This is a genomic window from Allomesorhizobium camelthorni, from assembly GCF_011045125.1.
Classification (GTDB): domain Bacteria; phylum Pseudomonadota; class Alphaproteobacteria; order Rhizobiales; family Rhizobiaceae; genus Allomesorhizobium; species Allomesorhizobium camelthorni.
Map to the genome: position 1 here is coordinate 1 of NZ_JAAKZF010000063.1, position 13,352 is coordinate 13,352.

At 63.4% G+C, this 13,352-nt stretch carries 14 protein-coding genes; 5 read left to right on the plus strand and 9 right to left on the minus strand.

What is annotated here, in order from left to right; genetic code table 11:
• Positions 1-988 (minus strand): adenosine kinase (locus tag G6N73_RS26995; RefSeq protein WP_165033058.1); only part of this gene is annotated, 988 nt, incomplete at its 3' end.
• Positions 989-1,154: 166 nt separating this feature from the next.
• On the opposite strand from G6N73_RS26995, the gene G6N73_RS27000 reads away from it, so the two are divergent.
• Entirely contained in the window at positions 1,155-1,901 is a 747-nt protein-coding gene (locus G6N73_RS27000; protein ID WP_165033059.1) for a sulfate transporter family protein, read from the plus strand.
• Between the two features lie 3 nt (positions 1,902-1,904).
• Here G6N73_RS27000 and G6N73_RS27005 read toward each other — a convergent pair whose 3' ends face one another.
• From G6N73_RS27005 to dut, 3 genes are all read right to left on the minus strand, one after another.
• Positions 1,905-2,906 (minus strand): proline racemase family protein, encoded by a 1,002-nt coding sequence (locus tag G6N73_RS27005; protein ID WP_165033060.1) that lies wholly within the window; start codon positions 2,904-2,906, stop codon positions 1,905-1,907.
• Between the two features lie 184 nt (positions 2,907-3,090).
• Positions 3,091-3,894 carry an isocitrate lyase/PEP mutase family protein gene (locus tag G6N73_RS27010; RefSeq protein WP_165033061.1) on the minus strand — a complete coding sequence of 268 codons (804 nt, stop codon included), beginning with the start codon at positions 3,892-3,894 and terminating at the stop codon, positions 3,091-3,093.
• Positions 3,895-4,017: 123 nt separating this feature from the next.
• On the minus strand, positions 4,018-4,491 hold the full coding sequence (gene dut / locus G6N73_RS27015) for a dUTP diphosphatase (RefSeq protein ID WP_165033062.1): 474 nt from the start codon (positions 4,489-4,491) through the stop codon (positions 4,018-4,020).
• A 188-nt stretch (positions 4,492-4,679) separates the two neighbouring features.
• Between dut and G6N73_RS27020 the strand changes: the two genes are divergently transcribed.
• Positions 4,680-6,269: a peptide chain release factor 3 gene (locus G6N73_RS27020; protein WP_165033063.1), complete on the plus strand. Its 1,590-nt coding sequence runs from the start codon at positions 4,680-4,682 to the stop codon at positions 6,267-6,269.
• Between the two features lie 4 nt (positions 6,270-6,273).
• Here G6N73_RS27020 and G6N73_RS27025 read toward each other — a convergent pair whose 3' ends face one another.
• The 5 genes from G6N73_RS27025 to G6N73_RS27045 all read right to left on the minus strand — a co-directional run bounded on the left by G6N73_RS27025 (position 6,274) and on the right by G6N73_RS27045 (position 10,164).
• Positions 6,274-6,891, minus strand: a complete 618-nt coding sequence (locus tag G6N73_RS27025) for an ATP-dependent Clp protease proteolytic subunit (RefSeq protein WP_165033064.1) — start codon at positions 6,889-6,891, stop codon at positions 6,274-6,276.
• 37 nt (positions 6,892-6,928) lie between these two features.
• Positions 6,929-7,315 carry an SRPBCC family protein gene (locus G6N73_RS27030; RefSeq protein WP_165033065.1) on the minus strand — a complete coding sequence of 129 codons (387 nt, stop codon included), beginning with the start codon at positions 7,313-7,315 and terminating at the stop codon, positions 6,929-6,931.
• On the minus strand, positions 7,312-7,626 hold the full coding sequence (locus G6N73_RS27035) for an ArsR/SmtB family transcription factor (protein WP_165033066.1): 315 nt from the start codon (positions 7,624-7,626) through the stop codon (positions 7,312-7,314). The genes G6N73_RS27030 and G6N73_RS27035 overlap by 4 nt, the downstream gene beginning before the upstream one ends.
• A gap of 132 nt (positions 7,627-7,758) precedes the next feature.
• Positions 7,759-8,931 carry a Gfo/Idh/MocA family protein gene (locus tag G6N73_RS27040; protein WP_165033067.1) on the minus strand — a complete coding sequence of 391 codons (1,173 nt, stop codon included), beginning with the start codon at positions 8,929-8,931 and terminating at the stop codon, positions 7,759-7,761.
• A 168-nt stretch (positions 8,932-9,099) separates the two neighbouring features.
• Entirely contained in the window at positions 9,100-10,164 is a 1,065-nt protein-coding gene (locus tag G6N73_RS27045) for a sugar phosphate isomerase/epimerase family protein (RefSeq protein ID WP_165033068.1), read from the minus strand.
• Between the two features lie 386 nt (positions 10,165-10,550).
• On the opposite strand from G6N73_RS27045, the gene G6N73_RS27050 reads away from it, so the two are divergent.
• From G6N73_RS27050 to G6N73_RS27060, 3 genes are read left to right on the plus strand one after another with little or no spacing between them, the layout of a single operon-like run.
• A complete protein-coding gene (locus G6N73_RS27050; RefSeq protein WP_165033069.1) occupies positions 10,551-11,438 on the plus strand; it encodes a sugar phosphate isomerase/epimerase family protein in 888 nt (295 codons plus the stop codon).
• A 23-nt stretch (positions 11,439-11,461) separates the two neighbouring features.
• Positions 11,462-12,637 (plus strand): mandelate racemase/muconate lactonizing enzyme family protein, encoded by a 1,176-nt coding sequence (locus G6N73_RS27055; RefSeq protein ID WP_165033070.1) that lies wholly within the window; start codon positions 11,462-11,464, stop codon positions 12,635-12,637.
• On the plus strand, positions 12,634-13,350 hold the full coding sequence (locus G6N73_RS27060) for a FadR/GntR family transcriptional regulator (protein WP_165033071.1): 717 nt from the start codon (positions 12,634-12,636) through the stop codon (positions 13,348-13,350). The genes G6N73_RS27055 and G6N73_RS27060 overlap by 4 nt, the downstream gene beginning before the upstream one ends.
• Positions 13,351-13,352: the final 2 nt, after the last annotated feature.

The following is a 13,352-nucleotide window of genomic DNA, read 5'->3' on the forward strand; positions in this document are numbered from 1 at the left end:
CAAGTCCGACCTTTTGCGCCTCCTCGCGCAGGTTCTGCCGCGGCCGCGGGCCGACCTGCTGGATGACCAGGCCTGCCGCCAGCGAGCCTAGGTCGCCGCATTCCTTCAGGCTGCGTCCATTGGTGTAGCCATGCAGGAAGCCTGCCGCGTAAAGATCGCCGGCACCGGTGGTGTCGACAAGCTGCTCGATGCCGATCGCGTCGATCAGGACGGTCTCGTCGCCGCGCACGATGATCGAACCCTCTTCCGAGCGGGTCACTGCGGCGATCTTGCAGTCCTTTCGGATCGCGGCAAGTGCGGCCTCGAAGGACGCGGTCTGGTAGAGCGACTTGATTTCGTGGCTGTTGGCGAAGACGATGTCGACCGTGCCCGAGCGCATCAGGTCCAGAAACTCACCGCGGTAGCGATCGACGCAAAACGGATCCGACAAAGTCATCGACACCTCGCGGCCGGCCGCGTGCGCGTGGCTGGCGGTCAGCCGAATCGCTTCCTTGGCGCGGGGCGGATCCCAGAGATAGCCCTCGAAGTAAGTGACTTTGGCGCCCGCCGCCTTGTCGGCCTCGACATCCTCCGGTCCCAGTTCGACGCAGGCGCCGAGATAGGTGTTCATCGAACGCTCGCCGTCGGGCGTGACGAAAATCATTGAGCGAGCCGTCGGCGGCTCGCCGTCGAGCGGCTTGGTGTCGAAGGCAACGCCCTGGGCGCGGATATCGTGATAGTAGATGTCGCCGAGCGCATCCTTGGAGACCTTGCCGAAGAAGGCGGCGCGCCCGCCGAAGCTCGCCACGCCGGCGGCGGTGTTGCCGGCGCTGCCGCCCGACGCCTCGATAGCAGGCCCCATGCGGCCGTAGAGCAGGCCGGCGCGGTCCATGTCGATCAGGTTCATGGCGCCCTTTATGATGCCGTTCTCGGTCAGGAAGGCTTCGTCGCACTGGGCGATGATGTCGACAATGGCGTTGCCGATGCAAAGAACGTCATACTGGCTCATCAAGGTCTCCGCGATTGGCCGGCGCTCCCGGCATCTGGCACGCTGGCCGCGGGCGGGTCTAGCGCATGACCCTTTAAAGTGGAACCACTTTCGACGGCAGGCTCCGTGAATTCTTGCGGGCGGCCGGCCCTGCGCCTATTTCAGCTCGAATGGAGAGGCCCGAAGTATGATCATTGACGCCGCCCGCGCCGCTTTCAGCCGGCTGTTCAGCGCCGAATTCCGATCGGTTTTCTTCAAGACCCTCGGCCTGACGCTTCTCGTCCTTGTAGCCCTGTGGTTCGGGCTGAAGGAACTCTTCGACTGGCTGGCCCTGCCGTGGATCGACATGCTGCTGCCCGGCTTTCCTGATTGGGCCGGCTGGCTCGGACTGATCGCAGCCATTCTGGCCGGCATAGGGCTGGCGCTGGGGCTCGCACTGCTGGTCGCGCCGGTCACGGCCATCATCGCCGGCCTGTTCCTCGACGATGCCGCGGCCGTCGTCGAGGAAAGCGACTATCCGGCCGACCCGCCCGGCAGCGCCATGCCGGTCATTCCTGCGATCATCATGTCGCTGAAATTTTTTGGCATCGTCGTTCTCGGCAATTTTGTCGCGCTGCTCCTGCTGCTTGTTCCCGGCGTCAATATCGGTGCGTTCTTCGTCGTCAACGGCTATCTGCTCGGGCGCGAATTCTTCGAATTCGCCGCCATGCGCTTTCGCCCGGAAGCCGAAGCCAAGGCGCTGCGTCGCCGCCACGCTGGAACGGTGTTCCTGGCCGGGCTGGTCATCGCCGCTTTCCTCGCCGTGCCGGTGCTCAACCTTCTGACGCCGCTCTTCGCGGCGGCGATGATGGTGCACCTTCACAAGATGGTGTCGGCCAGCGATCCAGAGTTCCCTAAGCTCGCCTCCTCCACGACTGTCCGGCGCGCCGCCTGAAACTCAGCGGACCAGGAAGCCGCGGCCCAAAACATCGTCGTCCTCGACGCTAAATTCCGCCTTTCCGGAGTAGAACGCCCTGCCGCCGACCCGAGCGACTATCGCGTCGTGCGGGCCTGCTTTGGTCGTGCCAACGACCGCCCCGGTAAATTGCGAGCCGACGATGCTTTCGAAAATCCGCGTCTCGCTGATGGCGATTTCGCCCTCGGCATGCATGGCAGCCAGGCGGGCAGTCACGCCCGAGCCGGTCGGCGAACGGTCGACCTCGGCCTCGGCAAAGACGCAGACATTTTTGGTCGCGCGGCCGCCGGAGCCGTCGCCGCCGTCGGTCAGGATCGTCCCGTAGAGGAAGGCCAGGTCGTCGTGGTCGGGATGCGACAGCGGGAATTCGGCCTTCAGCTTCTCCGTCAGCGCAGTCGCCGCATCGACGAAATCGCGAGCGCGATTCCGGCCGAATTCGAGGCTGAACTGCTGACAATCGGCGAGCGCATAGAACGCGCCGCCATAGGCAATGTCGAACAGGATTTCGCCAAAGCTTTGCAACTTCACGGACCGATCGCGTGCGAACAGAAATGCCGGCACGCTTTCGAACGACACGGCGCCAGCGCTGCCGTCCTTCACCTCGACAGACGCGACGACCATGCCGCAGGGGCATTCGATATTGACCGTGGTAACGGGCTCGCGGACAGCGACAAGGCCTTGGTCGACAGCGTAGCGGCCGAGCGCGACGATGGCGTGGCCGCACATGGTGGAGTAGCCCTCATTGTGCATGAACAGCACGGCGAGGTCGGCGCCAGGCAGATCCGGCTCGACCAGCAGCGCGCCGTACATGTCGTAATGGCCGCGCGGCTCGAAGATGAGGATTTTCCGCAGATGATCGAGTTTGTCGCGAACGTACGCGCGCTTATCAAGGATCGTGCCTCTCGGAATCGGCGGATAGCCGCCGGTGACGATCCTCAGCGGTTCGCCCCCGGTGTGCATGTCCATGACGGTCAGCTTTTCCATGCCGCATGCATGGAAGGATGCCTGCGATTGTCAAGCGAAAGCGGCGCGGCAGCCCTTTCAGGCGCCTGCGCCGCCTCGTCCAGCCGCGAGAATGATCCGCAACTCGGCGGCCGAACCTGATGTCGCCGCCCTCGCCCTGGCGTTATACAAAACGCGGACGAAGCGATTTCGTTCACGAGTTCCGTCAGTATTTGTCGGGTTTCGCAAACAGCGCCTGGAGGTCACCGAACGCAACGCCCTGCCTTGAAAATTCGAAACTTCCATTGTCCAGCATCTCCCGTGCGGCTGCCTGCAGCACGCCGAAAGCCGTCGTCGTCAGCTTCGAGCCAAGCGATATGCGGCGGGCGCCGGCTTCAGCCAGCATCTTCACGGTGAAATTCGGCGTGGCCAGCACATTGACCGGCTTGCTTACGGCCGAGCAGACGGTCCGAATGGTTTCGATGTCGCCGATGCCGGGTGCATAGAGCACATCCGCGCCGGCTTCCTCGAAGGCCTGCAGCCGCCTGATCGTGTCGTCTATGTCCGGGCGGTTCCGGAGGAAATTCTCGGCGCGCGCGGTGAACACGAAATCGCGCTTGAGCGATCGGGCAGCTTCGACCGCTGCCGTGACGCGCTCGACCGCCTGCGAAAACTCGTAGAGCCTGCCGGGATCGCCGGAGTAATCCTCGATCGAACATCCAGCCAAACCCGCCGCTTCTGCCGCGAAGATCGTTTCGGCAGCGCTTTCCGGGCTGTCGCCCTTGCCGTTTTCAAGATCGGCCGATACCGGCAGATCGGTCGCCGCCACCAGTTCCCGGCAATGGTCGATCATCGCCTCGAAACCGACGCCGCCGTCCGGCAGGCCGCGCGAGAAGGCGTAGCCCGCGCTCGTTGTCGCCAACGCCTTGAACCCCAGCGATGTCAGGAACTTCGCCGTACCGATATCCCAGGGGTTGGGAATGACGAACGCACTGTCGTGCAGCTGTCTGAATATAGCGCCCTTGTCCATGGTTCAAACCTCCGATTGGCCGAGTCAGGCCGGACGGTAGTGCCGACGCCGCCACTGCGCAAAGCCGGAATCGGCGGGAGCCAGATCACTCCTGACATCTGCCGCCGAACTGGTGACCAGGCGTCAGGACGTCCCGGTGGAGCCGAAGCCGCCGGCGCCGCGCGTAGTTGCGCCGGCAAGGTCGCGCTCCTCCGTACCGAGACGGGTCACCGGGGCGAAGACGATCTGGGCAATGCGCATGCCTCGTGTTACCGCGAACGCCTCGTCGCCGTGGTTGATCAGCAGCACCATGATCTCGCCGCGATAGTCGCTGTCGATTGTGCCGGGCGTATTGAGGCAGGTGATGCCGTGCTTGAAAGCAAGGCCGGAGCGCGGACGTACCTGCCCCTCGAAACCGTCGGGAATTTCAAAGACAAGCCCGGTCGGCGCCAGCGCGCGCCTGCCGGGCAGGATAAGCAGTGGCCGGTCTTCCGGCACCGCCGCTCGCAAATCCATTCCGGCCGCTCCGGCGGTCTCATAGGCCGGCAGCGGCAGATTCTCGCCGTGCGGCAGGCGGACGATAGCTAGCTTTGGTCGTTTTCGGTCCGGGCTTTTCATAAAGCGGTTCTATCGTGCCGCGACGCCGCCACGTCAACCGGCCCGACGATCCGATCGGCGAATTTCCACCGGCACGAGAGCCTCACGACGCATTTCGGCGCAATGCAGCCAAAGCCAGCTTCATTTCGCATTCGACACCTCGGCCCGCCGCTGGTAAAAGCCCGGCTTCAAACGGATTTCCAGATCACATGCCCGAGACGATACAAGAGGCGGTCGCGCGCCGCCGCACCTTCGCGATCATCGCACACCCGGACGCCGGCAAGACGACGCTGACCGAAAAGCTGCTTCTGTTCGGCGGCGCCATCCAACTCGCCGGCGAGGTGAAGGCCAAGAAGGACCGTATCCAAACGCGCTCCGACTGGATGAAGATCGAACGCGAACGCGGCATCTCGGTGGTCACTTCGGTGATGACCTTCGAGTACGACGACACGGTCTTCAACCTCCTCGACACGCCCGGCCACGAGGATTTCGCCGACGACACCTATCGCACGCTTTCCGCAGTCGACAGCGCCGTCATGGTGATCGACGCCGCTAAGGGCATCGAACCACGCACGCTGAAGCTGTTCGAGGTCTGCCGGCTGCGCGATATCCCCATCGTCACCTTCGTCAACAAGATGGACCGTGAAAGCCGCGACCCGTTCGAAATCCTTGACGAGATCGAACAGAAGCTGGCGCTCGACACCGCCCCCATCACTTGGCCGATCGGCCGCGGCAAGACGTTCTCGGGCACCTATCATCTGGCGCAGAATGCGGTCCGCCGCGGCGACGCCGAGAAGGAACGCACGCCGGTCAACGGTCCGGATTCCAACCGGGTCGCCGGCCTGCTGCCGGACAATGAACGTGAGGCCTTCATCGAGGAGTTGGAGCTTGCCCGCGGGGCATGCCGACCGTTCGACAATGACGCTTTCCGCGACGGCCATTTGACGCCGGTCTATTTCGGCTCGGCTCTGCGCAATTTCGGCGTGCGCGACCTGATCGAGGCGCTGGCAGACTACGGCCCCGCGCCACGCGCGCAAGAGGCCGACACCCGCAAGGTCGAGGCGACCGAAAAGGACATGTCGGCCTTCGTGTTCAAGATCCAGGCCAATATGGATCCCAACCACCGCGACCGCATCGCCTTCGTGCGCGTCTGCTCGGGCAAGCTCGAGCGCGGCATGAAGGCGAAGCTGGTGCGCACCGGCAAGCCGATGAGCCTTTCGGCGCCGCAATTCTTCTTCGCCCGCACCCGCGTAACCGCCGACGAGGCCTATGCCGGCGACGTGGTCGGCATCCCGAACCACGGAACGCTGCGCATCGGCGATACGCTGACCGAAGGCGAGGACATTCTTTTCCGCGGCGTGCCGAACTTCGCGCCGGAGATCCTGCGCCGCGTCCGCCTCGGCGACGCCATGAAAGCCAAGAAGCTGAAGGAAGCGCTGCACCAGATGGCCGAGGAGGGCGTCGTCCAGCTGTTCTCGCCGGAGGACGGCTCACCGGCGATCGTCGGCGTGGTCGGCGCGCTGCAGCTCGACGTGCTGAAGGAACGCCTCAATGTCGAATATACGCTGCCGGTCGATTTCGAGATGTCGCGGTTTTCGATCTGCCGCTGGATCGATGCCGACAGCGCGACCGAACTCACCCGCTTCATTGAGGCGCATCGCGGCGACATCGCCCGCGATCTGGACGACGACCCGGTGTTTCTGGCCCAGCATGCGTTTTCGCTGAACTATGAAGCGGAGCGCTGGAAGGCGATCCGCTTCACCGCCGTCAAGGACTATCAGGTGCGCGAGGCGGCGTAAGGGCTCAGAAGGCCGGCAGAACAGGTACGTCGCGGCTGGTGTGGATCTGGTCGACGATGCCCCACTCCTTCGCCTCCTCGGCGGTCATGAAGTGGTCACGGTCGAGCTTGCGTTCGACCTCGTCATAGCTCCTGCCGCAGTGTTTGGCATAAAGCTCGTTCAATCGGCGCTTGGTCTTCAGTACGTCTTCGGCATGACGCTCGATGTCCGAGGCTTGCCCCTGGAATCCGCCTGAAGGCTGGTGAACCAATATGCTCGAATTGGGCAGCGCCGAGCGCAGGCCGGGCTCTCCGGCCATCAGCAGGAACGCACCCATGGACCGAGCAGTGCCCATGCACAGCGTCGCCACCGGGCTCGAGATGAACTGCATCGTGTCGTAGATCGCCATTCCGCTGGTGACGACGCCACCCGGCGAATTGATGTACATGGAGATCTGCTTCTTGGGGTTCTCCGATTCCAGGAACAGAAGCTGGGCGCAGATCAGCGAGGCCATGCCGTCCTCGACAGTACCGGTCACGAAGACGATGCGCTCGCGCAGGAGCCGCGAGAAGATATCGAAGGACCGTTCGCCGCGGCTCGATTGCTCGACGACCATAGGGACGAGATTCATCATGTCGCGCATGCGCGAGTTCCTTTCGAGATAGCGATTTGATTGTGGGTTAGGCTGCGGCGCGCATCAGCACATTGCCATTGGCGGCAGGGGCGCGAATGCGCGGACGGGCCTCTGCCGCGACATGCACCAGCCGAAGCCATGTGCCGCCATTTGCCGTTGGGCGCAGTTCGAAGGTGACGGTGCTGTCCTCCAGCCCGGCTTCGGCGTTTTCCTCGCGCAGGCTGTAGCGGAGCATTTCGTGCGGCCTGGATTCGATCGTCTCGACCACGGATAAGCAGCCTTTGTCCGGCGCATCCTCCTGTGTCGGGCCATCGGTGGGCAGCCATTCGGCAAGAAGTTCGGGCACCGTCAGCGCCCGCCAGACCTTTTCGGGAGACGCGTCGAGTTCACACTCGAATGTTACGCTTTCGTCGGGCTTGGGCGAGGGCGTCATTGGTCCATCTCCTTGAGCAGCGTCTTCAGCCTGTCGATGCGCTCCGGCCAGAAGGCGCGGTGCCGCCCCAGCCAGTCATGCAGCGGCGAAAGGCCGGCAGCGCGAATCCGATATCTGACATTGCGGCCGCTGCGCTCTTCGCTGATCAGCCCTGCCTGGCGCAGCACCGCAAGGTGTTGGGAGACCGCCGGCTGGGACATGTCGAGCCCGTCGCGGATTTCCGTGGCGTTGAGTTCGCCGGCAGCAAGGCGCTCAAGCACCGCGCGGCGGGTCGGATCGGCCAAGGCCCGGAAGATGTCTGTCTCGCTCATGCGGACAGATAAGCATTTACTTATGAGTAGCGCAAGCAGATAATTTGGCCGCCGGAGTTTGGCGCCACAAAGTAAACCGGGGGCAGGATCGCTCCTACCCCCGTTCCGCCCGCCCTACCCCCTGTGGATCTGTTAAAGTTTTGTCCAGGCTGCGTTTTTCTTCGATGATCTGACGCAGGCCTCGACGAAGGCGACGCCTTCGACGCCGTCCTGAACGGTCGGGAAAATCACGTCGCGAGGCGGCTGGCCGTTCTTCTTGCGCGCCGCGCGAATGGCCCTGGCCGCTTCCGCATAGATATTGGCGAAGCCTTCTAGATAGCCTTCCGGATGGCCAGACGGGACGCGGCTGACTCGGGCGGCAGCCGGGCTTGCCCCGGCACCGGCGCGGGTGATCAGCTGCTTGGGCTGACCGAACGGCGTGTACCAGAGATAGTTCGGGTCGGCCTGCACCCATTCGACGCCGCCCTTGGCGCCATAGACGCGGAGCTTCAGCCCGTTCTCGTGCCCCGGCGCGACCTGGCTCGCCCAGATCATGCCCTTGGCCCCGGACACGAAGCGCAGCATGACATGGGCGTTGTCGTCAAGCTTGCGGCCAGGCACGAAGGCGTCGAGATCGGCCGACAGGCTGCCGAGTTCCAGTCCGCTGACGAAGCGCGCGAGATTGTAGGCGTGCGTGCCGATATCGCCGGTGGCGCCGCCGGCGCCCGACTGCTTGGGATCCGACCGCCATGCCGCCTGCTTCTGGCCGGTGGCCGCCAGATCCTCGGTCAGCCAGTCTTGCGGATACTCCGCCTGGACGACGCGGATTTCGCCGAGCATCCCTTTCTGGACCATCTCGCGCGCCTGCCGCACCATCGGATAGGCGGTGTAGTTGTGGGTCAGCACGAATACCCTGCCGGTCTTTTCCACCAGCGCCGCGAGCTTCTTGGCATCGGCCAGCGTCGAGGTCAGCGGCTTGTCGCAAATCACATGGATGCCGGCTTCCAGGAACGCCTTAGCCGCCGGATAGTGGACGTGGTTCGGCGTGACTATGGCGACCGCCTCGATGCCATCCGGCCGTTTCGCCTCGGCCTTCGCCATCTCCTGAAAGGAAGCGTAGTTGCGCTCCGAATCGAGGCCGATTTCGGCGCCGGAGGCTCTGGCGCGTTCCGGGTCGGACGACAGCGCGCCGGCCACAAGCTGGAACTCGCCATCCATCCTGGCGGCGATGCGGTGCACCGCGCCGATGAAGGCGCCTTGCCCGCCGCCGACCATGCCGTAGCGGATTGGTCCGGATGCGGTTTCAGTCTTCGATGCGCCGACCATGATGTTCCCTCTCAATAAAGCTGTTCGCTGCTTCTTATCCCCGACCCATCTCGGCCGAAACCCGCAGCCTGCCGCAATCGATTTCCCTCGGAGGATCCCCAACCCGGTGGGCCGGATGAGGAGGCGCCCCCCGGCTAACCTCCTCATCCACCGCCCAGCGCCCCCTCGCTAACCTTCGATACCCATCACTTTTCTCAGCGCCGCCCGGTCGGGCTTCGCGCCGGCGAAATCGTCGAACGCTCTTTCCGTCACCCGGATGATGTGATGCTGGATGAAAGGCGCCCCTTCGGCCGCGCCATCCTCGGGATGCTTGAGGCAGCATTCCCATTCGAGCACTGCCCAGCTGTCGTAATTATACTGCGCAAGTTTTGAGAAAATGCCGCCGAAGTCCACCTGTCCATCGCCGAGCGAGCGGAAACGGCCGGCGCGGTTGACCCAGCCCTGATAGCCCGAATAGACACCCTGCCGCCCGTCGGGATTGAACTCGGCGTCCTTGACGTGGAAGGCTTTTATGCGCTCGTGATAGATGTCGATGAAAGCGAGGTAGTCGAGCTGCTGCAGCAGGAAATGCGAGGGATCGTAGTTGATGTTGCAGCGCTTGTGGCCGCCGACCGCGTCGAGGAACATCTCGAAAGTCGCGCCGTCGAACACGTCCTCCCCAGGATGAATCTCGTAACCGATGTCGACGCCGGCATCGTCATAGGCGTCGAGGATCGGCTTCCATCTCTTGCCGAGCTCGGCGAAAGCTTCCTCGATCAGGCCGGCCGGACGCTGCGGCCAGGGATAGAGATAGGGAAACGCCAGCGCGCCGGTAAACGACACTGACGCCTTGAGGCCGAGATTCTTCGACGCCTTGGCTCCGAACAGCATCTGCTCGACCGCCCATTGCTGGCGCGCCTTCGGATTGCCATGCACCTCGGCAGGGGCAAAGCCGTCGAACTGGCTGTCATAGGCCGGGTGCACGGCGACAAGCTGGCCCTGGAGATGCGTCGACAATTCGGTGATCTCGACGCCGGCATCGGCGCAGACGCCCTTGACCTCGTCGCAGTAATCCTTCGAGCTTGCCGCCTTTTTCAGGTCGAACAGGCGTCCGTCCCAGGTCGGGATCTGGACGCCCTTGTAGCCCAGCCCTGCGGCCCATTCGGTTATGCTCTTCAGCGAATTGAAAGGAGCCGCGTCGCCCGCGAATTGCGCCAGAAATATCCCCGGACCCTTCATCGTCGCCGCCGCCATGCCTCGCTCCCTTCCAAATCAAGCCTGCGAATTTCCTTGACGGCCGCAACGGGCCGGGCCATTCGCAACAATGAGATCAAATGCCGTTCTCGATTACCTTTCTGGTAATACCAAATCCTGCGAGCCGGTCAAGCCAGCTATTCTTCCGAAACGAGGCCGCATAGACAAGCGCATCTCGATTCTTTTCGTTTGTTATCAGCTACTTGACACTTGGCAAGCGGCCCGCTTGGGCTCGCCTTGCGGCGACATTGGAAATGCGCTAGATATCGCCCCACACCCAATTGGTAGAACCAGTTCGTCTGATCGGCTGGCGTGCCGTTCGGGGAGGAAATCATGCTTTCACCTTACGGTGCAAGCAATGCGGGCGAATTCTGGGAGAGAGAACCATGCATCTTTCAACGCATAACTGGATGCGCGCGGAACCTCTGGCGACAACGCTCCGGCGGATCAAGAAATACGGCTATGAAAGCATCGAGATCTCAGGAGAGCCGACCCAGTACGACATCAAGGAAACGCGTTCGCTCCTGAAGGAGCACGGCATCCGCTGCTGGGGCGCGGTCACGCTGACGCTCGGCGAACGCAATCTGGCGGCAAGGGACGAGGGTCAGCGCGCCCGCTCGGTCGACTACGTGAAGAGCGTCATTACCATGGTCTCCGACCTCGACGGTGAGATCATCACGCTGGTCCCAGCTACCGTTGGCAAGGTCGTGCCCGACGGCACCGAAGAGGAAGAGTGGAAGTGGGTCGTCGACGCCACGAAGGAATGTTTCGCCCATGCGCAGAAGAAGGGCGTGAGGATCGCCATCGAACCGCTCAACCGCTTCGAGACCTATTTCTTCAATCGCGCCGCGCAGGCTCTGGCGCTGGCCGACGCCGTCAGCCCGGAATGCGGCGTCTGCCTCGACGCTTTCCACCTCAATATTGAGGAAGAGGACATGTATGACGCGATCCGGCTGGCCGGAAAGCGTCTGTTCGACTTCCATGTCGCCGACAACAACCGCTTCGCCGCCGGCCTCGGCCAGCTCGACTGGGCGAAGATCATCGGCACGCTGAAGGAGATCGGTTATGACGGCGCGCTTACCAACGAATTCGTCGCCCCGGTCGATCGCACGCCGGCGGCCAAATACAAGAACATGGTCGAGCGCAATCCGGTCGACATTCCGCCGGAACAGTTGAAATTCATCCAGGACCACGGCTCGAGCCTGCTGACGGAGGAATTTTATGCCGATCAGATGCGCATCACGGCAGAAACGATCCTGCCGTTGATCAGGTAAGGGGCGAAGGTCCCGGCATCCGGATGCGCATCAAACAGGTCCAAGCCTGGTGGGTCAGGGTGCCCATCGAAGCAAGCCGCCAGCATCGCAGCGATTTCGGGCAGGTGCGGACGTTCGACGCCGCCATCCTGCGCATCGAAACCGATGACGGACTGGTCGGCTGGGGAGAAGGCAAAAATGCCGCGGGCAGCGCCGGCTCCTACGGCGCGCTCGTTCATATGCTCAACCATGAGGTCGGACCGCAGATGATCGGCCGGCACGCCGGCGACATCGGCGTCATCTGGGAAATGCTCTACAATGGCGTGCGCCACGAGACGGCGGCGGCCGCGGGTCATGCAATGCCGCAGCTTGCGCGGCGCGGCCTGTCGATCGCGGCTATCAGCGCGGTCGACATCGCGCTGTGGGACATTCTCGGCAAGTCGCTCGCCCAGCCGGTTTGGCGGCTGCTCGGCGGCCGCAAGCTCGACCGCATGCCTACCTATGCTTCCGGCGGCTGGGCGCCTGTCGAAAAGATCGGCGATCAGCTCAAATCCTATATCCGCGAGGGCGGCTTCAAAGCGGTTAAGATGCGCGTCGGCGCGATGGACGGCGCGCCGCACATCTCGGCTGCCCGCGTTCGCGCCGCTCGAGCAGCCCTCGGACCGGAAGTCGAGCTGATGGTCGACGCCCACGGCACCTACACGGTGGCAGAAGCCAAACGCTTCGCTCAATCGGTGTCGGATTGCGATCTTGCCTGGTTCGAGGAGCCGGTGATCGCCGACGACAAGGCTGGTATGGCTGAGCTGCGCTCCGCTTCCAGCGTTCCCGTCGCAGTCGGCGAAAGCGAGGCGACGCGCTACGCCTTCCGCGACCTTGCCATCCTGAAAGCCGCCGACATATTCCAGCCGGACCCCGCCTTCTGCGGCGGCATAAGCGAGGCGATGAAGATCGGCACTATCGCCAGTGCGTTCAACCTGCGGCTGGCGCCGCATCTGTGGGCCGGAGCGCCCTGCTTCTTCGCCGGCCTGCATGTCTGCGCCGCATCGCCGGCCAGCTTCACCATCGAGTATTCGGTTGGCGCCAATCCGATGATCCACGATCTGGTCGAGGAGACTGTCAACATCCAGGACGGTATGATCGCCATCCCGGATTCTCCCGGCCTGGGCTTCACGGTCTCCGAACGTTTTCTGAAGGCCCACGCACAGAGCGCGCGACAATGAAAGACAAGAACCTGCTCGCCGAACTGGCCGCCTACCTGTTCTCCTGCTCGAACTCCGAGACCGGACGCACCCCGTCGGAACGGGAGCTCGCCGACCATTTTTCGGTGAGCCGCGGCCAGATCCGCGAGGCGCTGGCGATATTGGAAGCGATGCGCATCGTTGAAAGGCGCGCCAAATCCGGCATCTACCTGACCACGCGCCAGGCCAGCGTCGAGGCCATGGCGCTGTTTGCCAAGGCGGGCGTGCCGCTCGACCCGATCCAGATCTACGAGACGGTCGAACTGCGCAAGATCCACGAAATCAAGGCGGCGGAACTTGCCTGCAGCAGGGCCACGGAGGAGAATTACGAACGCTTGCGCGAGATCCTGCGTGCCTCCGAGGAGCGGCTCGCGGCCGGCGAGGGCCTGGCCAAGGAGGACCGTGACTTTCACCTGGAGATCGTGCGGGCCACCAAGAACAGCGTCTTTCACAAAGTCTGCAGCGTCTACTACGTCATGGGCGAGCAGAGGCTGCCGATCTATTTCAAGGATCCGGCCCGCGGCCAGAGATCGCATGCCGAGCACCTGCAGATTTTTGACGCGCTGCTCAAACGCGACGGCAATCTCGCCCAGGCGCTGATGAGCGCCCATCTGCAGGGCGCGGAGAGCTATTGGAAGGGCCTGATCAGCGGCATGGGAGCGGAGCAGCCCGATCCGACGAAAGAATCGGCCTGAAC